Raw genomic sequence first — 23,598 nt, forward strand, 5'->3', positions numbered from 1 at the left:
TGCCGGCCCGTTGAGGGTGGCCGATGGCCAGGAGCTCGCCGCGACACCCAGTCGCCGTCGCGACCTAGGAGATGCGGTAAACGTTCCGCGCAGTGTCGCCGAGCACGCAGGCGCGATCATCCGCGTCAAGGCTCGACAACAGGTCGTCCGAGGCGCGAGCCCACTCGGCATAGGAACCGGCCAGCAGCAGCACCGGCCAGTCACTCCCCCAGAGGGTGCGTGACGAGCCGAACACATCGAGCACGTGCTCGGCATAGGGCCGGAGATCGTCGACAGCCCAGCCGGGCTCCGCTTCCGTCACGAGCCCGGACAGCTTGCACGCGACGTTCGGCAGGCGGCCAAGGGCTGCGAGATCGCGTGCCCATGGCTCGTGCGAACGCTGGGCAATGGCGGGCTTGCCGCCATGGTCCACCACGATCCGGAGCGTCGGGTACGTGGCGGCTATCCGGCCGATCGCTGGTAGGTGATGCGGCCGGATCAGCGCGTCAAAGACCAGATCGTGCTCGACCATTGCGAGCAGGGCGGGCGCGGCGGCAGGTTGCTCGATCCACTCGGCAGGCAGGTTCTGCAGCATCGGGCGCAACCCGCGCAGCTTGGGGTTGCGCGCCAGCCGTGCGATTTGTGCGGGCGCGTCGGCGGCACGCAGGTCGACCCAGCCCACGACCGCGGCGATCGACGGAGTTCTCGCTGCCAGATCGAGCAGCCATGCGGTATCCAGGTCGTCCGGCTGCGACTGAACCGCCACGGTCGCGGCAATGCCGAGCGCATCACGTTCCCCGTCCAGATCGCGGGGCAGGAAATCGCGGTGGATCGGGACCAGATCGGGCGTCGGCCAGACGTGACCGTTGCGACCGATCCGCCAATAATGCTGATGCGCATCGACGCGCATCAGACCTCCACGATGGCCTTGATCACACCCGCCTGCGGCTCCATCCACCGCGGTAGGGCGGAGGGCAGGTCGGCCAGCGGCGCGCTGTGCGTGTGCATGGCGGCGATCGGAACCGCGCCCGCGCGCATCGCCGCGATCACCGCATCGAAGTCGTCCCGCGTCGCATTGCGGCTGCCGAGAAGCGTCATCTCGCGCTTGTGGAACTCGGGATCGCTGAAGGTGATGTCGGCGCTTACCACCGACACCAGCACGTAGCGACCGCCATGTGCGACATATCCGAAGCCTGTCGTCATCGCCGCGGCGCTGCCGGTGCAGTCGAACACGCAGTCGAACATGTCGCCGCCGCTCAGCGTCAGCAGCCGCTCGGCGACGCCCTCGCCCGGATCGCTACTGGCGCACGCGCCGAGCTCCTCAATGCAGAAGCGCGCGCGCGCCGCGTTGCCGTCGAGCACCGTGACGCTGGCACCGGCGAGAGCGGCGAAGAGGGTGACGGCCATGCCGATTGGCCCGGCACCGACGACGAGCAGGCGCTCTCCCGCCGCGACGCTGCCGCGCACGACCGCATGGTGGCCGATCGCCAGGAACTCGACCATCGCGGCGGCGTCCAGCGTCAGGCCGGTCGCATCGACGACGAACTGCTCGTCGATGCAGAGATACTCCGCCAGACCTCCATCCCGGTGGACGCCCAGCACGGCGATGCGGGCACAGCAATTGGGCTTGCCTGCACGGCATGCGACGCACTGCCCGCAGGAGAGATAGGGGATGACGCACACCGGCTGTCCTGGCGCGAACGCGCTTCCCTCATCACAGTCGACGACCTTGCCGGCGAGCTCGTGGCCCATGACGCGCGGGTAGGACAGGTACGGCTGGGTGCCGCGGAAGATGTGGTAATCGGTCCCGCACACGCCCACGCGACGGATGCGCAGCAGCACCTCGCTGGGCCTGCGCTGCGGCTCCGCAACCTCTTGCACCACCAGCTCGCCCGGCGTGCGGCAGACCACCGTTTCCATCACGCGGCACGCCGGACGGAGATGGCGAAACCGGCGACCACGGCGAAGCATGCGGCGGGAATCAGCATCGCGATCGCGATGCCTGCCCGGTCGGACAGCCAGCCCATCGCGCCGGTCAGGATCGCGCCGCCGATGATCGCCATGATGATCAGCGACGCTCCCCAGCGACGCAGGGGCCCCAGGCCCTCCACGCCAAGCGCGAAGATCGTCGGGAACTGGATCGACAGGAAGAAGCTGGTGGCGACCAGCGCGTAGAGTCCGATCAAGCCGCCCACGGTTGCGGCCAGCGCCGCGAGCACCGCCGCCACCACCGAAAAGGCCAGCAACAGTGTCGCCGGTCGCACGCGCGTCATCAGCGCCGTTCCCGCGAAACGCCCGAACGCGAACAACGCCAGCGAGGCCAGCAGCATGTCCGCCGCAGCCTTCTCGCCCAGCGCCGGCACGTTCGCCTGGGCGTAGCGGATGGTATAGCTCCACAGGCCCACCTGCGCCCCCACGTAGAAGAACTGCGCCACCGTCGCGAACAGGAGCCGCGGACGGCGGAGCAGGTCGGCGAAACGATGTTCGCTTGTCACGGCGGAGGCATGCGTTTCTCCCGCCGGAAAGCGGATCAGCGCCGCTGCGACGGCGAAACACAGAACGATGCAGCCGAGGGTCAGGTAGGGCGGCTGCACGGCGAGCGTCTCCGCCCGGTACCAGGCGAGCCGCTCGGCCTGCCCCATCGCGGCGAGCGCGCGCTCGTCATGGTGGATGCCGGACAGGATGAAGGTCCGCCCGATCAGGATGCCGGCGAGCGCACCCAGCGGATTTGCCGCCTGCGCGAGGTTGATCCGCCGCGCCGCGCCAGCCGGATCGCCGAGCTCGGTGATGAGCGGATTGGCCGCGGTCTCGAGAAATGCGAGACCGCATGCGATCACGAACAGCGCCAGCAGGAAGAGCGCGTACTGGCTCATCGCCGCCGCGGGGTAGAAGAGCAGCGCGCCCGCTCCGTAGAGCAGCAGCCCCGTCACGATCGCGGCCTTGTACCCGTAGGATCGGGAGACCAGCGATGCGGGGATCGCGAGCAGGAAGTAGCCGAGATAGAATACCTGCTGGACGAAGCTGGTGCCGAAATCCGAGAGGACGAATGCCTTCTTAAACTGCGCGATCAGGATGTCGTTCAGGTTGTTCGCCACACCCCACAGGAAGAAGAGGCTGACCGTCAGTATAATCGCGGGCGTGTAGCGCCGCCGGTCGGTATCATGCTCCATGTTCAGATCGCCCCGCATCGGATCAGTCGAGCGCTCGGTCGAGGTGCGTGTAGCCGCCGTCGACGAACACCCACTGCCCCGTCGTGTGACTGGCGCGACCCGACATGAGAAAGACGACGGTGTCGGCGATTTCGCGGTCGGTCGTCATTCGGCGGCCCAGCGGAATGCGCGCGGTGATCTGCGCGAGCTTCTCGTCCGGTTCGTCGAAGGTGCGGATCCAATTGGCGTAGAGCGGTGTCATCACCTCGGCCGGGATCACCGCGTTGACGCGCACGCCGTCGCCCGCCAGCGCCGCCGCCCATTCGCGCGTCAGCCCGAGCTGCGCCGCCTTCGCCGCGACATAGCCGCTGGTGCCGCCCTGCCCGGTGACCGCGGTCTTTGACGAGATGTTGACGATCGCGCCGCGGCTCTCGCGCAGCGCAGGCAGGCAATGATGCGCCATGCCGAAATAGTGACCGAGGTTGCCGCGCACGGATTTCATGAAGTCCGCAGGGTCGCGATCCAGCCCGACCCCGTCGTTGGTGCCGGCGTTGTTGACCAGGCCGTGGATGCCATGCCCTATGGCCACGATCGCCCGGACCGCGGACGCGCAGGCCGCATCGTCGGTTACATCGGCCTGGATGAAGATGGTGTCGGGCTGCAGCCGGCGGATCCCCTCTTCGAAGTCGGGCAGCAGAGGACTGCGGCCGATGATCGCCGGAATGGCGCCCTCCTCCGCGAGCACGGTCGAGATCGCGCCACCGATCCCCGCGCCTCCGCCGGTGACGATCACCACCTTGCCGTCCAGGTCCAGCTTCATGCGGCATGCTCCAGCGCAGGACGGTGACGATAGCGCTCGATCGAATCCGGCTTCATCTCGATGGAGAACCCAGGGCGGCTCGGCGGCATGTATGCCGCGTCGCGGATCACGCACGGATCGATGAAATGCTCGTGCAGGTGGTCGACATATTCGATCACCCGCCCGTCGCGGGTACCCGATACCGCGACATAGTCGATCATCGAGAGATGCTGGACGTATTCGCACAAGCCCACGCCGCCCGCATGGGGACAGACCGGCAGGCCGTATTTCGCCGCCATCAGCAGCACGGCCAGGATCTCGTTGACCCCGCCCAGCCGGCATGCGTCGATCTGCACCACGTCGATCGCGCCTGCCATGATGAACTGCTTGAACAGCACCCGGTTCTGGCACATCTCGCCCGTCGCCACCTTGACCGGCGCGACACCCTCCCGGATCGCGCGATGCCCCAGCACGTCGTCGGGGCTGGTCGGCTCCTCGATGAACCACGGGTCGGCGAAGGCGAGCTGGCGCACCCAGTCGATCGCCTCGCCCACTTCCCAGACCTGGTTGGCGTCGATCATCAGCCGCACATCTGGGCCGACGGCCTCGCGCGCGATGCGCAGCCGCCGGATGTCGTCGGCAAGGTCGCGACCGACCTTCAGCTTCACATGGCGAAAGCCACTAGCTACCGCCTCCTTCGCGAGCGTCCGAAGCTTGTCGTCGGAATAGCCGAGCCAGCCGGCCGACGTGGTGTAGCAGGGGTAGCCTTCCGCCTCGAGCCGCCCGATCCGCTCGGCCTTGCCGGGCTCAACCGCCCGCAGCATCGCCAGCGCCTCGTCCGGCGTGATGCAGTCGGTGATGTAGCGGAAATCGATAGCCGCAACGAACTGCTCGGGCGTCAGGTCGGCGACCAGCCGCCACAGCGGCTTGCCTGCCTGCTTCGCCCACAGGTCCCAGACCGCGTTGACCACCGCGCCTGTCGCGAGATGGATGACGCCCTTGTCGGGACCCACCCAGCGCAGCTGGCTGTCGCCCGTCACGTGGCGCCAGAAACGCCCGGGCGCGTCGATGATCGCAGCCAGATCGAGGCCGACCACCCTCTCCCGCAACGTCTCAATTGCCGCCAGGCAGAGCTCGTTGCCGCGTCCGATCGTAAAGGTGAGGCCATGCCCTTCCAGTCCGAGCCGGTCGGTCTCCAAAATCACATAGGCGGCCGAATAGTCCGGATCGGGGTTCATCGCGTCCGACCCGTCCAGGCTGCGGCTGGTCGGAAAGCGGATGTCGGCGGTGCGCAGGCCGGTGATGCGGGTCATAGCAGCGTCCAGCCCCCGTCGATCACCGCGGTCGTGCCGGTCGTGAAAGCGCTCTCGTCCCCCGCCAGATGCACCGCCAGTGCGGCGATCTCGCTCGTGCGGCCCAGCCGCCCGATAGGCTGGCGCCCGGCAAAGGCGTCCAGGGTCTCCTCGAAGCTCGTGCCGTCGCGCTCCGCCTGCGCGCGCACGCGCTCGATCAGCGAGGGCGATTCCACGGTGCCTGGGCAGATCGCGTTGCAGCGGATCCCGCGGCCGACATAGTCGGCGGCGATCGCCTTGGTCAGTCCGATCACCGCCCCCTTGGTCGCCCCGTAGGCGAGCCGGTTCGGCACGCCGATGATCGACGACGCCACCGACGCGATGTTCACGATCGAACCGCCGCCGCGCTCCAGCATCGAAGGCACATAGGCCTTGGCCACCAGCATCGTCGCCGTGACGTTCAGCGCGACCGCGGCATCCCAATCGTCCTCCGTGCAGCCGAGCAGGTCGCCGGCGTGCACGACCCCTGCCGCATTGACGAGGATGTCCACCGCGCCGGTGCGCTCCGGAAGCGCGGCCACGCCGTGACGATCCGTAAGGTCGAGGACGATCGAGCTGCTCAGCCCGGCGAGCAGGTCTGCCTCGCGGTCCACAGCGACGACCGAGGCGCCCTCCGCCGCAAGGGCATCGTGAATGGCGCGTCCGATCCCCTGCCCGGCCGCGGTCACGACAGCGCGCTTCCCCGCCAATCTGCCCGAAGTCATCCGTCCCCCGTTCATGCTTTTACTAGTGGAATATACTTGCGATTTGCATCAAGGCAACCCCCGCGATTGCGGCCCTGCTGCAGTGCAGGTAAGCGTAGGCGATGTCCGACCGATCCTCCGAAACCGGCGAAGAAGGCGGCCGTTCGCGCGTCTATTCCGCCCCCGCGATCGAGAAGGCCATCGATGTCCTTGAGCTCCTGGGAACGGAGCCTGGCGGACTTACCATCAGCGAGATGGCGCAAAGGCTAGGGCGATCGATCAGCGAGCTGTTCCGCATGATCGTCGTCCTGGAGCAGAGGCGGTGGCTCCAGAAAGGCCTGGGTAGCGATCGCTACCGCGTGACCTACCGCATGCTGGAGGTCGCGTTTCGCGCCACGCCCGCGCAGGAACTCGCCCTGGTCGCAGCCCCCGCGATGCACGATCTCGCGGCGGACACCAGCCAGTCGTGCCATCTCGTCGTTCGTGGCGAGGCACGTGGCATGATCGTGCATCGGCAGGAAAACCTCGGTCCGGTCGGCTTTGCCATGCGCCTTGGCGCCAGTGTGGACCTGATCACCAGTTGCTCGGGCCATGTGCTGCTGGCCTTCGCGCCCGAGGCCCAGCGCGACGACCTGATCCATCGGCTGCCGCATCCGTCCGGTTATTCGCTCGATCGGCTGCGCCAGCGCCTGCGAGTGGTGCGGTTGCAAGGCTATGAGATGCAGCCCAGCGCACGCACGGCGGGAGTGACCGACATCAGCTATCCGGTGTTCGGGTTCGACGGGAACGTGGCGGCTGCGCTCACCATTCCTTTTCTGATGATGATCGACGGTTCGCAGCGGACCGATCTGGAGGAGACGCGCCAGCGGCTCCAGGATGCGACCCGCAGGATCTCCGCCGAGCTCGGCTGTCCCGCGAGCTGAGCGGAACACGCGTTCAGGCGGGAGGTCGCCAGTCGCCGAACAGCCCGGCGCGGGTCAGGCGCGCGACCTCCGCATCGGTCAACGTCCGCGCGCGACGCCGGCCCTTGGCACCAGGCCCGAGATTGCGATACTCGGCGAACCGGGCTTCCTCCGGTTCGAGCCAAGTGCGAGGATTGCCGTCCGGCCCCGTATACCACATGCGGGTCCAGCCGCTCGGCGCCACGTGCCGCCCCATGGTACAGCGGAGATAGGCCGCCATGCCGACCGACTCCATGGCATTCATCCGCTTGCCGTTCCGAACCGCAGGAGAGCGCCAGGGCCGGCCCAGGAACACGCTGCCGTCGGGCACGCCGGGTTCGGCGGTCAGCTGGCATCCGTCGAAGACGAGACCCGCCGGACGGTCGATCATGGTGCTCGGCGCGGCGATATAGCCCTCCACCGGCTCCCATCGCCGCCGGGACACGATCTCGCATCGCTCGAAGCGCGCAGCGCCGCCGCCGAAGATGAAGTCGTAGCTGCCGGCGATCCGGCATTCGCGGAACAGCGACCGATCGTCTTCGCAGAACAGCGTGTCCTGATGGCTGACGATGGCGCAACGCTCCAGGATGGCGCGATCGCTGCCGCGGCGCAGCGCCAGCGCGATCGCCTGCTGGCTGCCGCCCTCGTCTGCCTTGAGGCCGTCAGGCTTGCGCATTTCGGCTGGCGCATCGAAGCTGTTGAGGATGGTGAGGTCGCGTACTTCGAACCCTGGTGCCGCGACCTCCAGGACCGCGGTCCTGAAGGTGCCGAACGGCTTGCCGTCGGGCGCGATCGCACCGGCATAGGCGCCTGCGCGAAATGTCGTGCGCGCCACGCCCGATCCTGTCAGCCGCAGGTTGGGACGCCGGATCACGACCTGTCCCACATGATCGCCAGGCCCCACCAGCACGTTCAGCGGAGCGCTGCCCGCGGCGAGGTCCGACTGCAGGAGGGCATCGAGTAACCCGAAACGCGGCACCGTCGGCGGAAGCTGCGGCGCGGCGCCCACGACCGCGTCGAACGGACGTGTTCCCGCTGCGAGCGGCACCTGCCACAGCATCGTTGCGGTTAAACCCGCGAGCACGTGGCGCCGCTGGATCAGATCCGTGCCGCCGATGCCGGCAAGCTCATGCCCGCTGCTCGCTCCATCTATCGACATCGGCCCTCCACATGTTGACGCCCGCAAGCCACTATCATATGCGGAACGCACTTGCGCCAGAGAAAGCGCGCTTGCGAAAGGGAGAGGCGCATGACCGTTGACCTGAAATCGATGGATCGCCGCACGGCACTGCGCACGGTAGCAATAGGGAGCGCGGCTGCACTGACCCCCGGCAGCGCCGGAGCCGGAGCGCCTCCGACGAAGGAGCAGCGCACCGGCGACACCATCCTCTGGTATGCTCAACCGGCGGCAAGCTGGGTGGAGGCGCTGCCGATCGGCAACGGCCGGCTGGGCGGAATGGTGCATGGCGGCACCGATCACGAATACCTCCAGCTCAACGAGGACAGCCTGTGGGCAGGCGGCCCCTATGACCCGGTCAGCCCGGAGGCGCTCACCGCGTTGCCGGAGGTACGCAGGCTCGTGTTCGAGGGCAAGTTCGCCGAGGCGGAGGCGCTGGCACAGGACAAGCTGATGGCCCGACCGATCCGGCAGATGGCTTATGGCACGCTGGGGTCGCTGGTGATCTCACGCGCTGGCGCGTCGGCGCAGCCGGCTCCTCAGCCCGCTCCCAGTGGTCTGAAGGGGCAGGTGACGCCCCTCACCGCTGCCGCGCCGGTGCCCGGATACCGCCGTGCGCTCGACCTGGACAGCGCGGTCGCGAGTACCCGCTGGCGGGATGGCTCCACCGAATACCAGCGCGAGGCTTTCGCATCGGCCGTCGATCAGGTGATCGCCGTCCGGCTTTGGGCGGATCGTCCGGGTGCGATCGACGTGGACCTCTCCGTTATCACGCCGCTGAAGGACAGCGCGGTGGCGATCGACCGGTCTAACGAGCTTGTCCTGTCCGGGCGCAACGCCGCCAGCAACGGCGTCGCTGCGGCGCTGCGCTTTGAGGCGCGGGTCCGGGCGGTCGCGAGCGGCGGGACGGTATCAGGTACGGAAGATCGGTTGTCGGTGCGCGGCGCCGATGCGCTCGTTCTCTACATCGCCATGGCCACCAGCTATCGCCGTTTCGATGACGTCGGTGCCGACCCCAGGGCTGCAACACGCGCTCAGATCGATGCGGCTTCGGGCAAACCCTATGCGATGGTTCGCTCGGTCGCAGTCGCCGACCACCGCCGGCTGTTCCGGCGCGTGACATTGGATCTGGGCACCAGCGCTCTTGCCGCCAAACCGACGGATCAGCGCGTGCGGGTGGGAGATCGCGGCGAGGACCCCGCGCTCGCCGCCTTGTATTTCAACTACGCGCGTTACCTGCTGATCGCCTCCTCCCGACGCGGCGGCCAGCCTGCCAATCTGCAGGGCCTATGGAACGACACGCCCAATCCGCCTTGGGGTGGCAAGTACACGGTCAACATCAACACCGAGATGAACTACTGGCCCGCCGAGCCGACCAACCTCGCCGAATGCGTGGAGCCGCTCGTTGCCATGCTGCGCGACCTGTCCGTCACCGGCGCACGCACCGCCAAGATCATGTACGGTGCCCGCGGTTGGGTGTGCCACCACAATACCGATCTTTGGCGTGCGACCGCTCCGATCGACGGGGCCAAGTTCGGCATGTGGCCGACCGGCGGCGCCTGGCTCTGCACGCATCTCTGGGACCATTACGATTACGGCCGCGACGTCGCGTTCCTGCGTTCCGTCTACCCGATCATGCGCGGCGCGGCCCTGTTCTTCCTCGATGTGCTGCAGCGCGATCCGAACACCGGATATCTGGTCACCAATCCGTCCATGTCGCCGGAGAACAGCCATGGGCACGGCTCCTCCATCTGCGCCGGGCCGACGATGGACATGGCGATCCTTCGCGACCTGTTCGACCAGACCGCGCGCGCTGCGCGCGTGCTCGGCACCGACGCCACGCTGGCGGGTCAGTTCCTCGCGGCACGCAGCCGCCTCGCTCCGTTCAGGATTGGTCGCCAGGGCCAGCTCCAGGAATGGCAGGACGACTGGGATGCTGATGCGGGAGACCAGCATCATCGCCACGTCAGCCACCTGTATGCGCTGTATCCGAGCAACCAGATCACGGTCGACGGGACACCCGAACTCGCGTCTGCCGCGAAGCGCTCGCTCCAGACCCGCGGCGACGAGGCGACCGGCTGGGCAACCGCGTGGCGCATCGCGCTCTGGGCGCGCCTGGGCGACGGCAATCACGCGCACGAGATCCTGCGCTTCCTGGTCGGCCCGGCCCGGACCTACCCCAACATGTTCGACGCGCATCCCCCGTTTCAGATCGACGGCAACTTCGGTGGCGCGGCGGCCATCGCCGAGATGCTGCTGCGAAGCACTGGAGACGTCATCCACATCCTACCGGCACTTCCCGACGCTTGGCCAGACGGATCCGTTAACGGGCTGCGGGCCAGAGGCGGCTGCGAAGTCGATATACGCTGGCATGAGGGCGTTCTCGCCGAAGCCGTTATCCGCAGTTCGGTGGCGAGCCGACAGACGGTACGCTGCGACGCAGCGTCGCGGAACATACGCTTGCCCGCAGGTGGAACCACTCGCGTCTTGGGGCCGGAGCTCAGATCCAACTAAGCTACTTAGGGGATCTCACTTCGAAACGCATTGAAGACCCAGTTCCGGACATTCCTGCGCTCCGTCGTTGTTCCCAACTTTGGACATCTGTTCATCTCAAATTCGCCTCGTATTGGACGTGGCGCACACGGAGATTACGTGTGCGCCACCCGCTGAGGCTTATGCGTTGGGACGCACCAGTTCGGTTGCCGCAAGATGTTCGGCCAAGAACCAGACTTGCGGCTCGCCGGTGCGAATGATGTTGCTGACCAGCAGATCGTTCGTGCCGTCGTCGCCGGACTCGTCCGCGGCTTCCGCGCCTTCATGTGCCTGACGCAGGATGATCTCGTGCGCTTCGAGTAGACGCGCGAGCTGTGAGGGAACATCTTCGCGTCCCTTGGGAGGGCGAGGGATGCGGGTCATCTCGGCCACGTCGGGCGCCATGGCGATGCTGATGCCGCCCAACGCCATGATCCGCTCCGCAATCATGTCGACCAGGTCGGACTGCTCCTCGAAATGCTTATCGAGCAGTAGATGCAGTTGGTAGAAGGTCGCGCCGGACATTTGCCAATGGTGCTTCTTGTACATGTCACGCAGAGTGATCGTATCGACCAGAACCTGGTTCAGGATCTCCACGCTCTGGGCACGCGCATTGTCTTCGAGCGCGATGGGCAGGTCTTTCAACGTACCATATGGCTGGATCTCGCGATAATCGACGGCGTAGCGCGGCTGCGCTTCGTCCGTGGACGCGTTGCTCACTTTGGACGGCTTTTTCGCCATGGGGTTCAGCTCCGATATTGCATGAGGATCGTGCGTCCCCACAACAAGGGACCGGCCCGAAGGGTCCCCATCAGGGGAGCTGTGATCCTTTGAGGCTGGTCGCCGGAGAGCGGGGCCGGCGAGCGCATTGGAACGGTTCCCACCGTTCTTTTGGCAACGGGCGCATGGCTTCGGAACTGACCTTCCGTTGCAACGTCGGGCATGCAGTTGACTTTGCGAGGCCTGATGACCGGACCGACGTTGGTGTTTCTTCACGCACTTGGCGCAAGCGCGAAAGAGTGGAAGCCTGTTCTCCATTATCTACCGGGGCGTGATTGCGTCGCGCTCGACCTGCCAGGCTTCGGGGCGGCCGCACCATATGGCTATCTGAACGTTGCTGCGATGGCGGATTGGCTGGCGGACGAGATACGGTCTCGCGCTTTGTCTTCGTGCGTGCTCGTCGGCCATAGCATGGGAGGCAAGATCGCAACGCTCGTCGCTGCACGAGCCGCACGGGGCGAGATCGGATTGTCCGCAATCCTCGGCGTCGTTCTGGTTGCCGCATCGCCCCCCTCGCCCGAACCGATGGACGAGGATCGTCGCGCCGAGATGATCGGCTGGTTCGCCAAAAAGCAGGCGTCACACGCCGAAGCCGCAACGTTCGTCGACGCCAACACCGCGGCACGATTGCCGCCCCCCTTGCGCGACACGGCGATCGACGACGTACGGCGTTCGAGCCGCGAGGCGTGGCTCGGATGGCTGGAGCGCGGGAGTCGGGAGGATTGGAGCGCCGAGGCGCGTATTATCTCGATACCTGCCCTGATCCTCGCCGGCGCGGACGATGGCGATCTGGGTGAGGATGCCCAGCTTCGGCTCAACCTGCCGCATTACGTGACGGCCGATGTTCAGGTCGTGCAGGGAGCGGCACATCTTATTCCCTACGAACAGCCGCAGGTGCTCGCCGCATTGATCGAAGGCCATGTCGCGAACGTGACGCAAGCCGAATTGCCCGCCGATTTCGCGAGGCTGCTCGGTTCCGATCGCGTCAGCCGCAGGACCCGCGCTGCCCTGCTGGACCGCCTGCGTCCTCCTGCCCACGCTGCGATCTGGACGGCGGAAAACCGTACCACGGCAACGGCTCTGGTCGCGCAGATCCTGCCCGATGCTGACGGCGCGGCTATTCTGGCGGATCGTATCCTGAGCGGCATCGCGGACGGGACCGGGGATGGCTGGCGCTTCGCAATACTGCCGCCCGACCGTGAGGCATGGCAGCGCGGGTTTGCGACGATGGCGGCCTATGGTTTCGCCTCTCTCGACCTCGGCGCGCAGGCCCGCTTGCTCGAACGTGTGGCCGACGGCGAGGTCGGCAACCGTGAGGATGAGGCACAGCTCTCTCCCGAACAGATGGCGTTGTGGTTCGAGGACGTGCGCGCCGAAACGGTGCGCATCTGGATGTCGCTGCCTACGACGATGGCAGCGATCGGCTATGACGGCTTCGCGGTCGGTGGCGATGGTCGCCGCAAGCAGGGATACACGCGCACCGGCGCCGACGACCTGGAAGCCTGGCAACCGACGGTGGAGCGCGCCTCGTGACGTCGAAACATTACGGCGCGCATGAGGTCGTCGATGCCGTGGTGATCGGCACGGGCGCAGGTGGCGCACCGCTTACCTCGCGGCTGGCGCAGGCAGGTCTGTCGGTGGTGGCGCTGGAGGCGGGCCGACCGTTCCGCCCCGACGATCACGTCGCCGACGAGATCGCCGCCGACATCTACTGGATGGAGGAGCGGCTGAGCGGCGGGGCAACCCCGACGGCGTTCGGTTCGAACAATTCGGGGATGGGCGTCGGCGGGTCGACCCTGCACTGGGGCGCCTTTTGCCCCCGCCCCGATCCGCGCGACCTGCAACTGAAGACGATGACCGGTCAGGGTGCCGACTGGCCCATCGATCATGCCGAATTGATCCGCTACATTGCGGAGGTGGAGCAGTTTACCGGCGTATCCGGACCGGACGACTACCCATGGGACGCCACCCGTCGCTATGCCTATCCACCGGTCGCGCGCAACGCCGCGGCTGACGCAATGGCCCGCGGCTGTGCGGCGGTCGGCATGACCGCCACCGATGCGCCTGCCGCCCTGGTTTCACGCGATCGGGACCAGCCGCACTGGGGGCAGCGTCAGGCCTGCGTCAATTGCGGCACCTGCCACCAGGGCTGTCGGACCGCGGCGAAGACCAGCATGGATACGACCTACCTGCCGCTTGCCCTCGCGCATGGGACCGAGATCCGTGCCGGGGCGCGCGTGGTGTCGTTCGAGTTCGACGGCAGCGGACGGATCAGCGCAGTCGTGTATCGACAGGACGGCAAGGAGCACCGCCAGCGTTGTTCGACCGTCTTCCTGTGCGCCGGCGGGGTCGAAACACCGCGGCTGTTGCTCAATCTCGGCATTGCCAATTCAAGCGGCCAGGTCGGCCGCAACTTCATGGCGCATGTCGCGACACAGATCTGGGGCCGGTTCGACGCCGACATGCGGATGAACCGCGGCTATCCTTCATCGCTGATCAGCGAGGACATGATGCGGCCCGGCGATGCGGGCTGCGCGGGCGGCTATCTCATCCAGAGCCTCGGCGTGCTGCCCGTCAACCTCGCCACCGGCCTTGCGCGTGGAGCCGGCATGTGGGGCGAGCGGCTTCAGGCCCTTCTTCGCGGGTACAATCAGATGGCGGGGATCGGGATCAACGGCGAGTGCCTGCCCCATGCCGACAACCGTCTGATGCTCGCCGATGAGGTCGACGCCTACGGCCACCGCAAGGCGCGGATCGACTTCAGCTATCACGCCAACGAGCAAGCGATTGACCGTCATGCACGGCGCACGCTCACTCGGATCTGGGAAGCGGCCGGTGCGAGGGACATCGTCGCGGTCGACCGCTCCGCCCATACGATCGGCACGTGCCGCATGGGGACGGATGGCGACGCCGCTGTGGTCGACCCCGACGGTCGCAGCTTCGATGTTCCAAATCTGCTGATCTGCGACAATTCCGTCTTTCCCAGCGCGCTGGCGGCCAATCCCGCGTTGACCATCATGGCGTTGTCGCTGCGTACCTCCGACCGTTTTCTCGCATCCAGGCATTGAGGAGTTGATCATGGATTTGGGTATCAAGAACCGTATCGCGCTTATCAGTGGCGCGGATTCCGGCATGGGCCGGGAAACCGCACGCCTGCTGCTCGAGGCGGGGGTCCGCGTTGCGATCACCGATCGGCCCGATGGTACGCTGGACGAGGCGATCGCGGACCTCACCTCACTCGGCGAGGTCATCGCCGTCGCGGGCGACGTGACCAATCCCGACGACGTGCGGTCGATCTGGGTGCAGGTGCGCGACAGGCTCGGCAACCCGGACATCTACGTCAACGCCGCAGGCGTGACGGGAGCGACGGGCGACTTCCTCGATGTCGACGATGCCGGCTGGCAGGATACGCTCGACATCAATTTGATGGGCGCGGTTCGGATGTGCCGGGAAGCCATTCCGGCAATGCGCGAGAATGGCTGGGGCCGGATCGTCTTGTTCGCCTCCGAAGATGCGGTTCAGCCCTACATCGACGAATTGGCCTATTGCGCATCCAAGGCAGGTATCCTCGCCCTCGCTAAGGGGCTGTCCAAGGCCTATGGCGGCGACAACGTACTGGTTAACACCGTTTCGCCCGCGTTTATCGCAACACCAATGACGGACACGATGATGCGCAAACGGGCGGAGGAACGCGGCGAGAGCTTCGATGAGGCGATCGCGAGCTTTCTCGAAGAGGAGCGGCCGGGCATGGTGCTCAAGCGGCGCGGGCGGGCCGAAGAGGTGGCCGCAGCGGTCGCTTTCCTGTGCTCCGAGCGGGCGAGTTTCATCAATGGCGCCGGCATCAGAGTCGATTCCGGTTCGGTCTTCACCATCGCCGGATAAGGGTTAGCCGCGGTATCGTCGATACCGCGGCATTCATCGGACGCTGAAGTGACGCAGCCAACTGGACGAGGCATCGCCGGCGATTGCTGTCGAAAGCCGGCGCGCCGGCGCCGGTGTCCGGCAGAAGAGGCTGTCTGTAACGCAAAGCTGCCTGCATCCGCCGAAAAAATCTTCTAACGCGTGACGCGACTTACCGTAGTGCCGGAGCATTCCCGAAAAGGAACCCGAGGAAGGAAAGCAGCTATTGTGGACACCATTGACGCCCCTCCTCGTGACCGCTTTGCCAAAACTCGTTCCAATTGCTCCTTCTTGAACCTGCATTGCATAGACGGAGTTTGGAGAACGTAAAGCGTTCTGCAAAATCCGCGGTTCGAGAGGGCTACAAAGGACCCATGTCCGGCCATTCACGTCCCGTCCCTCGCTTCCCAAAAGCAGCCGCCCGTTCATGTAGATTTCGACGGAACTCAGGTGATTTGCGGAATGACATGTCATAGTAGGACTGGGCTGTTGAGCGTTAAAACTGTCGCATTGAGCGGCATCATGTTCGTTCATCATTGGCGCTCACCACGCCATAGCCAATGATACCGTAGCGTAGGGGATGAGCGTTGCGGTTGTACCTGAAGGCGCGTCCAGCCGCCGCAGCTGATTGTCTCGCACCAGTGCCAACACTTCGGCCTGCAGCGTTGCTTTGGCGCCGCCAAGACTGACCGGCTGCGACAGGGATATCCCGCCGCTGCCATAAGCCCGGGTGCCGCTGTCTGCTGCGTAGAAGCCGTCCCATCCGATACCCACGGTAAGCGGCAGTCCCAACGTGGGTCCATTTTCCCGCTTCGAAAGCTCGAACGACGGTGCGATGCCCCCGATGGTGTAGAAACCGCCATTACCTCGCGTTCGCCGCGTTACCGCCAATCTCGGCTTCAGCCGCCCGACCCGGTCATCGGCCGTATAGAGAAACGTCAGGCTCGCCTCATGCGACGTCGTAGCGATGGCGTTGGGACTGGTCTTGATCGTGTAGGTGGCTGCTGCGCTGACGCCTTTCACAGGCCGCCAGGCGATACCAAGAAGATTATTGCTCTCGTACCAGCTACGCGGGCGCGCCCTCTCATTGAGGCGGGGCGCATGAAAACCGTTGGAGCTCTGTCCGATCAGAAACAGCGTGCCCTCCCCTTCTCCGCCCTCCTGACGGCGAAGCACGACCGCGCCGCCCACTGAGAAATGAAAGGGGACGCGGCCGAGATCCGCATTGTCGTCGTCATACGCGCCACGCGCATAGTCGCCGTTACGCAGGTCGATCGACACAACCGGATGGATGTTTCCCGACCCGACATCGATTTCCGACAACGTCGCATCTTCAGTATCGGCGAACGGGATGGTCTGCGCACCTGCCGGCGCCGTGACGACGAGCGCCACGGCAGCCGGCATTGCCCTTGATGGCCGCATCACGAGGTCCGGCGGACCATCCATACGGTATCGCCAGCGTCATCGACGACGAAGATCGCTCCGTCCTCACGGGCCTGGACGCTGACCGGGCGGCCATAGACATGGCCCTTCTTCTCATCGGCAACGAAGCCGGTGAGGAATGGCTGCGGCGCACCGGTCGGCCGGCCATTCGCAAACGGCACCGCCAGCACGTCATAGCCGATGAAGCTCGACCGGTTCCACGAGCCGTGTCGGGCAACAAAGGCCGTTTTGCCCGCATCCGTTCCCTTGTTGAAAGCAAGACCCAGCGCTGCGGCATGCGGACCGACCGCGACGTCGGGCATCAGCGTGGTTGCGAGCAAATCACGCTTTTCGTTGGGGTGCCGTGGATCCTGCTTGCCATAATAGCTGTACGGCCAGCCATAGAAGCCTCCCTCACGCACGCCGACCAGATAGTCGGGCGAGATGTCGTCGCCCAGTTCATCGCGCTCGTTGACTGCTGTCCATAAGGTACTGGTCGAAGGTGCCCACGCCATGCCGACGGGGTTGCGGAGACCCGAAGCGTATAGTCGCTCACGCCCAGTCGCAAGATCCACCGCGAGGATCGCGGCGCGGCGCTTTTCCTCGTCCATCCCATGCTCGCCGACGTTGGAAGCGGAGCCCACGGACACATACAATATGCGCGCGTCGGGGCTCAGCAGCAGGTTGCGCGTCCAGTGATTGTTATAGCCCCCGGCAGGCAGCGAGATCAGGGGAGCGGGCGCTGCGGTGATCCGCGTTTGACCCGGCTGATAGGGGAAGCTGACCACGCCGTCGGTATTGCCAACATAGAGACGTCCGTTGGCATATTGCATCCCGAACGGCTGGTTGAGCCCCTCTCGCAGCACGAAGCGTTGTTCGGCGATACCATCCCGGTTCGCATCGCGAAGGAGCGTGATGCGATTTGCGCTGAAGCCGGTCGTCTTGGACAGAGCCTGCCCTCGTTGCACCTCCGGTTCGGCGTCGAGCTTCGGCTTGGTCCGGGCCTCTGCAACTAGCACGTCACCATTTGGCAGCAGCAACGCCTGGCGTGGATATTCAAGGCCGCCGGCGAACTTTAACACCTCGTAACCGCGCGGCGCCACGGGCTTGCGTCCTTCGGGCCAGCCGATCGTGCGCGGATGATTTACTACCGACTCAGTGGCGTAGGGCTCAGCTTGTGGTTGGAGGCCAACGACTTGCGGATCACGCTGGGCTTGCGCGGCGTCGGCAAACAGCGTGGCAACGAGGCAGGCATGCGCGAATACGATCTTGTTCATGGAGGCTCCCGGCTTTGCGTCGGGATGAACCCTTGGGATCAGTCATATATCCAAGCCGAAATGCGCAACGCTGGTATGCCCGCCGGTTGACTCATATCCGGTCGTTCGCGGCATCTTTTAAGCTCACCGCTTTCGGCCATCCGTCCATGTTGGTAGCGGAGGAGGAGCTGAGCCTTCGACCTGCTCGCCGACCCGAGAGCTTCTAGAAAAGGATGGCATTTCGAAGGTGCTACCGCGGCTCTCATGTCCGTCACCTCGATGGGTGATACGATCCAGATTGCGGCCACGCTCATACACCGCTAGCTGTTGCATATGAGTAATACAGTCAGTGGGCTGAAGCAGGCAGTTTACGGCGGTTTGGGCATGCTAATGGCTTCCGCCTCAGTGGCGAACGCCAGAACGAACTTCACGCTCCCGGATATGACCACAACCCTCCGCGAACAGCGCGTGGAAAGCGCGTCGATCGCCCTGATCCGCAACGGACAAATCGTCTCGACCGGGGCTTGGGGCATGGCAGGGCCGAACCGTGCGGCGACCGCTTCCACGCCCTACAATCTCGCGTCGCTGACAAAGCCGTTGACGGCGGAGGTCATCCTGCGACTGGTGTCGGCCGGCAAACTGTCGCTCGATGAGCCGATGGATCGCTACTGGAGCGACCCCGACCTGTCGCGCGATCCCCGGCGGATGAAGCTGACCGTCCGCATGGCACTGAGCCATCGCACCGGGTTGCCGAACTGGCGCGATGCGAAGGGGCTGGCGTTCGATCATGATCCCGGCACGACCACCGGCTATTCGGGCGAGGGGTATCAATATGCGGCGCGCTACGCCGAGCACCGCACCGGGCAATCGTTCGAGACGCTTGCTGGTCGCTGGCTGTTCGCCCCCGCCCATATGCGCGCCTCGGGCTATGTGTCGTCACAAGGCGAGACGGTGCCGATCGCCGTGCCCTATGACGACGCAGGCAATCCGCTGCCGGTCGAGCGGGTGACGCGATACAATGCTGCCGACTTAGCGCACGCGACGGCGCGTGATTATGCGCGCTTTCTCATCGATGCCCGCAACGACCGGGACCTGGTCGCGTCTTTGGCGGCGGAGCGGAGCACATCGCAGGCCGACCTGACGCCGGAAATATGTGCCGGACCGAAGGCGGCCAGCTGTCCGCGCTGGACCGGGTTCGGCCTCGGTTGGCAGCTCCTCGGCTTTCCCGATGGCACGACGATGCTCCACACCGGCAAGGATGCAGGGGCGTTCACCTTCGCCGCGATCGATCGCGCGAGCGGCGACGGCATCGTCATCCTGACCAACAGCGACAACGGGTGGCGGGTCATCCTGCCCATCCTCGAACGCACGCGGAGCGATCCGAAGCTGATCGCCTTCCTCCGTGGCCAGATGAACTGACAGGACCATGAGCATGATGATCGCCATCGCCGTTGCCGCAGCCTTGCTCGCGACGTCCGTTCCGCCCCCCGCCGATCCGTTGACGACGGAGATCGGCGCGCTCGATGCGAAGGTCTTCAACGCCTACAACCGCTGCGACCTGCCGACCTTCTCGGGCTATTTCGATCCGAAGGTCGCCTTTTATCACGACACTGGCGGCGCGACGTTCGAGCGTGAAGCGATGGTGGACGGCGTCCGCAAATACATCTGCGGGAAGGTGAAGCGCGAGCTGATCCCGGCGACGTTCCGCGTCTATCTGATCAAAAACTATGGCGCGATTGAGGAAGGCGAACACCGCTTCTGCGAACTGGCGACGGGACGATGCGAGGGGATCGCCAAATTCGTGATGGTCTGGGCAAAGCAGGATGGCACCTGGCGGATCACCAGCGTTCTCAGTTACGGGCACCGCGCCGCGACGCCTGCGGGGCAGCGAAGCGCCACTGACAGATAGCTCGTGGGGTGCTTCCCGATTTGGTTTGGCGGACCAGACCCATAGTCGGTCACTCAGGGCCCGTTTTCCGCTTCCCGAAAGCCGCCATCCGTTCATCTCACCCGCGGCCGGCTGCGTCTCGGCTTAGAGGGCCGGGTACTTGCATCAGTGTAGCCGGGTCTAGCGTGCCGTAGATGTGCATCAAAACCGCCTGCTTTCACGTCGGACATGTCGCGACAAATACGCCGTCAGTCTAACCAGCACCGGCGTTGCGAAACTTAGCACATTCACGACAAAAGGCTGCGGTGCGAAGCAGCCGGAAGGCTGGCACAACACCAGCGCTGCCGTTTTTACGCCGCTAGGAAAGCCCATCGCGGCGGCTTGCGCGCGATGATCCAGTCAGCGATCGCGGGCCGGATGAAGAAGGCCAGCACGTCGATCACCGCATGCGCAATCATGACTCGCAGCAACGATCCATGGTGAAGATAGTAGAACGTCAGCAACGCACCGGCGGCCATGGTAGCGAGGACGCCCTTCCAGCCATAGTGCGCGTGCGCCAACCCGAAGCATAGCATCGACACGACCAGTGAGGTCGCCAGCGAGCCGGTGAGATGGAAAAGGAGCAGCGGCAGCGCCAGGCGGAAGAACAGTTCTTCGCTGAACCCCGCATTGAGGCTCAGCAGCAGGGCAAGCACGGCTTCGCGGCGGTTGCGGGGGATCAACGCTGCATCGGGACCGGGCCGCGGAGAGAGCGCCGTCTTTAGGCGACGCCACTGGATCGCGATCGACACTGCAATCCCGGCCGAGAGGCCCGCGGCCATGGGCACCCAATGGTCGCCGGACGGGTGACCTCGGGACTGCAACACGTGGTTCGCGGGCGCGAATGCCTGAGGAAAAGCGCTGAAGGGTGAGAGTGCGTCCACCAGCCAGAGGCTGACCACGCTTGCCCCCACCAGAACGGCAAAGCTCTCGACAAGCCATCGACTGTAAAAATGCTGCCGCTCAATCGTGCCGGACAGCGCCTCGAACCGCGCATAGGCCGTGACATCGCGCCGCACCCACCATGTACCGCCCGCGGCCATCATGGCCATCCACCCCCACAACAGCACCACGTCACTTCTCCGCTTTATGTTTCCATGACGGAAAGTGACCGTTGCTTTCCACATCGTCAAGTCGTAAGTTGCCTATCTGGAAAACGGATGGTGGTGTTGGGAAATTGGATATGGACGAACAGGAGGCAGCGCGGACACTGGACATGATGCAAGCGACGCGCGGCGTGTTGGCCGCGCGGACTAGGTGGTCGCTTGCCCGGCATGCCGCGGTCGGAGTGCTGTTGGGCGGTCTGATCGCAGGCTATGCACTGCCCGGCTCTTCGCCGGTGGTGATGGTCGTGGTTTGTCTGGCCGTCACAGTTGCGATCGTCGCGCGGGACCGTTCGCGCGATGGGTTCTTCGTCAACGGCTATCGGCCAGGACGCACACAACGGATCACGTTCGCGCTCGTGGCGATCGCGGTCACCGCTCTGGCGAGCGCAATCGTCCTGAAGGAGCAATACGGCCTGGATTGGGCGCCCGTGGCGATTGGGATCGTACTGGCCGTCGTTGCCACGATCGTGAGCATCGTATGGGAGCGCGTGTACCGCCAGGAATTGAAGGAACCAAGTCGTGAGCGTTGAACGGCTTGATCCGCTGATCCACCCGCCGGCTCGGCTTCAGCTCATGGCACTGCTGGCGGATGTCAGCGAGATGGAGTTCGCGACCGCCCGCGAAATTCTGGGCGTGAGCGACTCCGTTTTGTCCAAGCACCTCGCCCAGCTCGGAGATGGCGGGTACGTTCAGCTACGTAAGGCGACGATCAACACCCGCCAGAGAACTTGGATCGTCGCGACCGCAGCGGGACGATCCGCCTTCAAGGGCCACGTCGCGGCGCTCCAGGCACTTGCATCGGGAAGAGCGCCTCTCGCATGAACAAGCCGATTCCTAGTCCAGGAGTCATTTTCGAGAGGCCAACTGGCGCCTTCACCCTCTAATCGCCCGGCGCTCAGCCACCACAGTGTTACGAAAGCCGGGACAAACGCGACGTCCGAAAGTTAGGATCTGCGACAGCTACCCAGAGGCGAGCTCGACCCAATTCCAGACGCTCGGGCCATCCTGCTTGCTCTCAAGTTTCGGAAGCTTGTTCAGCTTAAGCCGATACTGAGGCAGCGATGCCCTGAGGCATCCGATGCATAGACCCACCGGATGCTGCCGCAGCCTGCGACTTAGCCGGCAAAGGACGCTTGCGTCGTATGGCCATGTGTCGGTTGCTCGTAGCCCCGTTTCATGCTCCCTTGATGCCGGCCTTGGAATTTCGATGCGGGGTAAATATGGCCTTTAAAGCCGCGGCAGGCAAAGTCATCGGTTGGATCGGTGCGGCAAGTTCCGCCGCTATCGCGGCGGCTGTAGGAGCCTACGTGACCGCGCTGGCGAGCCCAGAGTCCAAGGCCGGGGAGACAGCACGCAACTTACTTCCACCAGTGCTGACGAAAACGCTGCCGACTGCAAACCCATCGGCAGAAGAGATCAAGCAGGATGCTCCCTCGCGGGCACCCGAACCTACAGCACCTTTCCGCTTCGACGCCCTTACCATCGCCGGCGCCTCGCCCATGGTGGCGTCCCCCGCCGAAGCACCTCTGCTGGCTAGCGCTGCTCAACCAGTCGTTCAAAACGGCCGCCAACTCAGATTGACCATATATCTTCAACCGAAAACGCCGGATTTGAAGGCCTTCGTACCTAACGTCGGCTCTCTCGAAGATTGGAGCTTCCGCATCATGGAGAGCGGAGTGACCTGCAGGGCGGGCTGGGGCGAGTTGCAAGGTCTCAAGAGCTTTCAAGGTGACGGATGGAGAAAGCCAAACGTTGTGTTGGACCAGTTGCCCACTGCATCACCCACGTCCGTCGATGTGGCACTGACATGTGATGGTGACGTGGAAGCCAATCAAAATCTGCTTGTAATCGCTCGCATAGATGTTGTCCCGGATGGAGAACGGCTGCCAGTCCGCCTGACATCTCGACCTTTGGATGTCGTGACCAGTCGCACAGGGTAGCTTTGTTTCGAACGGTGACCCACTTATGGACGCTCAGTGCTCTTCCTGCGCTTCCCAACTCCGGACACTCATTCATCGGTTCGCGATTGCACTGCAGCGCCGCTCGAATGCACGCCGGATGTCACCGGCGAACAATGGGCCGAACCTGTTCCACCACAGCCTTACCGTCTCATGGCAGATATCGATCCCGCGCTCGAACAGCAGGTCTTCCACATTCCGCAATGACAGCGGGAAGCGCACGTAGATCAGCATCACCAGCCGGATCACCTCCCGTAAGGAGTAAAGTAGCGGAACGGCCAAGCAGGTTTGCGCGGGCGGGGGCATGGGACGCCCCTACCCTGCACTCCTTACCACCAGGTGCATTTGGTTTGCTGGAGCCCTCTAATTATCTGGCCCCCCGCGATGCGAACTGTCCACGCGAACGGACGGTCTGCGCCGCACCGAGCCTCCGTAAATTCTCAGCTTCAATGGCCATCCAACCCATACAAGAAAACCATCGGGCGCTCACGCAGTCCGTCACCCTTGTGAAAACCTCCGTCACCGCAAGTTAGGTCAACGGACTTTTCCGAAATGACTACTCCGTAAGCCTTGTCGTTCTTGACTTGTTCCTAAGGCGTGCGACACAAGTCGGACGTCGAGCCGCGACTCACGTGCG

At 64.9% G+C, this 23,598-nt stretch carries 21 protein-coding genes and 1 pseudogene; 10 read left to right on the plus strand and 12 right to left on the minus strand.

Going from position 1 to position 23,598, the window contains the following annotated elements; genetic code table 11:
* Positions 1 to 64 precede the first annotated feature (64 nt).
* Genes GTH33_RS00955 through GTH33_RS00980 form a run of 6 tightly spaced genes read right to left on the minus strand, consistent with a single transcriptional unit; the run spans position 65 to position 5,983 of the window.
* Positions 65 to 889, minus strand: a complete 825-nt coding sequence (locus tag GTH33_RS00955) for an amidohydrolase family protein (RefSeq protein WP_163956641.1) — start codon at positions 887 to 889, stop codon at positions 65 to 67.
* Positions 889 to 1,899, minus strand: a complete 1,011-nt coding sequence (locus GTH33_RS00960) for a zinc-binding alcohol dehydrogenase family protein (RefSeq protein ID WP_163956643.1) — start codon at positions 1,897 to 1,899, stop codon at positions 889 to 891. The genes GTH33_RS00955 and GTH33_RS00960 overlap by 1 nt, the downstream gene beginning before the upstream one ends.
* Positions 1,899 to 3,149, minus strand: a complete 1,251-nt coding sequence (gene fucP, locus GTH33_RS00965; RefSeq protein ID WP_163956645.1) for an L-fucose:H+ symporter permease — start codon at positions 3,147 to 3,149, stop codon at positions 1,899 to 1,901. The genes GTH33_RS00960 and fucP overlap by 1 nt, the downstream gene beginning before the upstream one ends.
* A gap of 22 nt (positions 3,150 to 3,171) precedes the next feature.
* On the minus strand, positions 3,172 to 3,948 hold the full coding sequence (locus GTH33_RS00970; protein WP_163956647.1) for an L-fucose dehydrogenase: 777 nt from the start codon (positions 3,946 to 3,948) through the stop codon (positions 3,172 to 3,174).
* Positions 3,945 to 5,240: an L-fuconate dehydratase gene (locus tag GTH33_RS00975; RefSeq protein ID WP_163956649.1), complete on the minus strand. Its 1,296-nt coding sequence runs from the start codon at positions 5,238 to 5,240 to the stop codon at positions 3,945 to 3,947. Before GTH33_RS00975 ends, GTH33_RS00970 begins: the two co-directional genes overlap by 4 nt.
* Positions 5,237 to 5,983, minus strand: a complete 747-nt coding sequence (locus GTH33_RS00980) for an SDR family oxidoreductase (protein WP_163956651.1) — start codon at positions 5,981 to 5,983, stop codon at positions 5,237 to 5,239. Before GTH33_RS00980 ends, GTH33_RS00975 begins: the two co-directional genes overlap by 4 nt.
* Positions 5,984 to 6,084: 101 nt before the next feature.
* Here GTH33_RS00980 and GTH33_RS00985 point away from each other — a divergent pair, with 101 nt between their 5' ends.
* Positions 6,085 to 6,885, plus strand: coding sequence for an IclR family transcriptional regulator (locus GTH33_RS00985; protein WP_163956653.1), 801 nt, complete (start codon positions 6,085 to 6,087; stop codon positions 6,883 to 6,885).
* Between the two features lie 13 nt (positions 6,886 to 6,898).
* Here the strand turns inward: GTH33_RS00985 and GTH33_RS00990 are convergent, their stop codons facing one another.
* On the minus strand, positions 6,899 to 8,062 hold the full coding sequence (locus tag GTH33_RS00990; RefSeq protein ID WP_163956655.1) for a pectinesterase family protein: 1,164 nt from the start codon (positions 8,060 to 8,062) through the stop codon (positions 6,899 to 6,901).
* Between the two features lie 90 nt (positions 8,063 to 8,152).
* On the opposite strand from GTH33_RS00990, the gene GTH33_RS00995 reads away from it, so the two are divergent.
* Complete coding sequence (locus tag GTH33_RS00995) at positions 8,153 to 10,594, plus strand: glycoside hydrolase family 95 protein (protein WP_163956657.1); 2,442 nt, start codon at positions 8,153 to 8,155, stop codon at positions 10,592 to 10,594.
* Positions 10,595 to 10,753: 159 nt separating this feature from the next.
* On the opposite strand, the gene GTH33_RS01000 is transcribed toward GTH33_RS00995, so the two are convergent.
* A complete protein-coding gene (locus GTH33_RS01000) occupies positions 10,754 to 11,353 on the minus strand; it encodes a Dps family protein (RefSeq protein WP_163956659.1) in 600 nt (199 codons plus the stop codon).
* 225 nt (positions 11,354 to 11,578) lie between these two features.
* On the opposite strand from GTH33_RS01000, the gene GTH33_RS01005 reads away from it, so the two are divergent.
* The 3 genes from GTH33_RS01005 to GTH33_RS01015 are packed head-to-tail and all read left to right on the plus strand — an operon-like array spanning position 11,579 to position 15,274.
* Positions 11,579 to 12,925, plus strand: a complete 1,347-nt coding sequence (locus GTH33_RS01005; protein ID WP_208404223.1) for an alpha/beta fold hydrolase — start codon at positions 11,579 to 11,581, stop codon at positions 12,923 to 12,925.
* Positions 12,922 to 14,460 carry a GMC family oxidoreductase gene (locus tag GTH33_RS01010; protein ID WP_163956661.1) on the plus strand — a complete coding sequence of 513 codons (1,539 nt, stop codon included), beginning with the start codon at positions 12,922 to 12,924 and terminating at the stop codon, positions 14,458 to 14,460. The genes GTH33_RS01005 and GTH33_RS01010 overlap by 4 nt, the downstream gene beginning before the upstream one ends.
* Positions 14,461 to 14,470: 10 nt before the next feature.
* Positions 14,471 to 15,274, plus strand: a complete 804-nt coding sequence (locus tag GTH33_RS01015; RefSeq protein WP_163956662.1) for an SDR family NAD(P)-dependent oxidoreductase — start codon at positions 14,471 to 14,473, stop codon at positions 15,272 to 15,274.
* A gap of 561 nt (positions 15,275 to 15,835) precedes the next feature.
* Here the strand turns inward: GTH33_RS01015 and GTH33_RS01020 are convergent.
* Together GTH33_RS01020 and GTH33_RS01025 are read right to left on the minus strand one after the other, a co-directional pair.
* Positions 15,836 to 16,684, minus strand: coding sequence for a hypothetical protein (locus GTH33_RS01020; RefSeq protein WP_163956663.1), 849 nt, complete (start codon positions 16,682 to 16,684; stop codon positions 15,836 to 15,838).
* A gap of 29 nt (positions 16,685 to 16,713) precedes the next feature.
* Entirely contained in the window at positions 16,714 to 17,991 is a 1,278-nt protein-coding gene (locus GTH33_RS01025; protein ID WP_163956664.1) for a PQQ-dependent sugar dehydrogenase, read from the minus strand.
* 420 nt (positions 17,992 to 18,411) lie between these two features.
* On the opposite strand from GTH33_RS01025, the gene GTH33_RS01030 reads away from it, so the two are divergent.
* Positions 18,412 to 19,389, plus strand: coding sequence for a serine hydrolase domain-containing protein (locus GTH33_RS01030; RefSeq protein ID WP_208404211.1), 978 nt, complete (start codon positions 18,412 to 18,414; stop codon positions 19,387 to 19,389).
* Between the two features lie 13 nt (positions 19,390 to 19,402).
* Positions 19,403 to 19,879 (plus strand): nuclear transport factor 2 family protein, encoded by a 477-nt coding sequence (locus tag GTH33_RS01035; RefSeq protein WP_163956665.1) that lies wholly within the window; start codon positions 19,403 to 19,405, stop codon positions 19,877 to 19,879.
* 329 nt (positions 19,880 to 20,208) lie between these two features.
* Here GTH33_RS01035 and GTH33_RS18070 read toward each other — a convergent pair whose 3' ends face one another.
* Positions 20,209 to 20,970, minus strand: a complete 762-nt coding sequence (locus tag GTH33_RS18070) for a CPBP family intramembrane glutamic endopeptidase (protein WP_208404212.1) — start codon at positions 20,968 to 20,970, stop codon at positions 20,209 to 20,211.
* 110 nt (positions 20,971 to 21,080) lie between these two features.
* Here GTH33_RS18070 and GTH33_RS01045 point away from each other — a divergent pair, with 110 nt between their 5' ends.
* The 3 genes from GTH33_RS01045 (at position 21,081) to GTH33_RS01055 (ending at position 22,943) form a co-directional block, all read left to right on the plus strand.
* On the plus strand, positions 21,081 to 21,533 hold the full coding sequence (locus GTH33_RS01045) for a hypothetical protein (RefSeq protein ID WP_163956666.1): 453 nt from the start codon (positions 21,081 to 21,083) through the stop codon (positions 21,531 to 21,533).
* Between the two features lie 43 nt (positions 21,534 to 21,576).
* Entirely contained in the window at positions 21,577 to 21,825 is a 249-nt protein-coding gene (locus GTH33_RS01050; RefSeq protein WP_208404224.1) for a transcriptional regulator, read from the plus strand.
* 398 nt (positions 21,826 to 22,223) lie between these two features.
* Entirely contained in the window at positions 22,224 to 22,943 is a 720-nt protein-coding gene (locus tag GTH33_RS01055; protein WP_163956668.1) for a hypothetical protein, read from the plus strand.
* 111 nt (positions 22,944 to 23,054) lie between these two features.
* Here the strand turns inward: GTH33_RS01055 and GTH33_RS01060 are convergent.
* Positions 23,055 to 23,267, minus strand: a pseudogene (locus tag GTH33_RS01060) (hypothetical protein); the annotation flags it as partial.
* Between the last annotated feature and the right edge of the window lie 331 nt (positions 23,268 to 23,598).

Source organism: Sphingomonas insulae (assembly GCF_010450875.1).
Taxonomy (GTDB): Bacteria; Pseudomonadota; Alphaproteobacteria; order Sphingomonadales; family Sphingomonadaceae; genus Sphingomonas; species Sphingomonas insulae.